Source organism: Methylobacterium sp. WL103 (genome assembly GCF_008039885.1).
Lineage (GTDB): Bacteria > Pseudomonadota > Alphaproteobacteria > Rhizobiales > Beijerinckiaceae > Methylobacterium > Methylobacterium cerastii.
Map to the genome: position 1 here is coordinate 1 of NZ_VRUX01000906.1, position 1,224 is coordinate 1,224.

Annotated in this window: 1 protein-coding gene and 1 pseudogene; both read left to right on the plus strand. The window is 71.2% G+C overall.

Features of this window, described 5'->3' with window-relative positions; genetic code table 11:
- The coding region (locus FV222_RS26600; RefSeq protein ID WP_147816124.1) for a leucyl aminopeptidase at positions 1-967 on the plus strand (967 nt) is incomplete at its 5' end.
- Positions 968-1,011: 44 nt separating this feature from the next.
- A pseudogene (locus FV222_RS26605) lies at positions 1,012-1,224 on the plus strand (hypothetical protein); the annotation flags it as partial.

The window sequence follows — 1,224 nt, forward strand, 5'->3', positions numbered from 1 at the left end:
CGCCGAGGGCGTGACGCTCGCCCGCGACCTGATCAACGAGCCGCCGAACGTCCTCACCCCGGAGGAGTTCGCCCGCCGCGCCTCCGAGCTGACCAAGCTCGGCGTCGAGGTCGAGGTGCTGGAGCCGGCCCGCATGCGCGAACTCGGCATGGGCGCGCTGCTCGCCGTGGCGCAGGGCTCGGTGCACGAGCCGCGCGTCGTGGTGATGCGCTGGAACGGCGGCCCCGCCGGCGAGGCACCGGTCGCCTTCATCGGCAAGGGCGTCGTGTTCGATTCCGGCGGCATCTCGATCAAGTCCGCCGGCGGCATGGAGGACATGAAGGGCGACATGGGCGGGGCGGCCGCCGTCGTCGGCACCCTGCACGCGCTGGCCACCCGCAAGGCGAAGGTCAACGTCGTCGGCGCCATCGGCATCGTCGAGAACATGCCCGACGGCGCCTCCTACCGCCCGTCCGACATTGTGACCTCGATGTCGGGCCAGACCATCGAGGTCATCAACACCGACGCGGAAGGCCGCCTCGTCCTCGCCGACGTGATCTGGCACGTGCAGGGCGCCTACAAGCCGAAGTTCATGATCGACCTCGCGACGCTGACCGGCGCGATCATCGTCGCGCTCGGCCAGGACATCGCCGGCCTGTTCTCGAACGACGACGAGCTCGCCGGCCGGATCCACGCCGCCGGCGAGGTGGTGGGCGAGAAGGTCTGGCGGATGCCGCTGATCCCGGCCTACGACAAGGCGATCGACTCGAAGTTCGCCGACATGAAGAACACCGGCGGCCGTCATGGCGGCGCCGCGACGGCGGCGGCCTTCATCAAGCGCTACGTCAACGACGTGCCGTGGGCGCATCTCGACATCGCCGGCGTCGGCATGTCCTCCACCGCCAGCGAGATCAACAAGAGCTGGGGCGCCGGCTGGGGCGTGCGCCTGCTCGACCGGCTGGTGCGCGACCACTACGAAGCCAAGTAGCGGTCGCGTTTCGTCTAGCGGCCGCGGTCCGGGGGGACGGTTCGATGCGGAATTCCAGTGTTGCCGCCGCCGCCCCCGTGGTGGCGGCGCTACTCGCCCTCGGCCTCGTCGCGGCCACGGGCCTCAGCCAGCGCTCCGACCTGCCGGATTGGCTGGCGCCGCGCGCCTACGGGTTCTTCCTCGACAGCTATCCGCTGTTCGCCTTCGCCCTGGCCTACGGCTTGGCCCGCCTCGTCGCGGCGGCCGCGGCCCCGGGG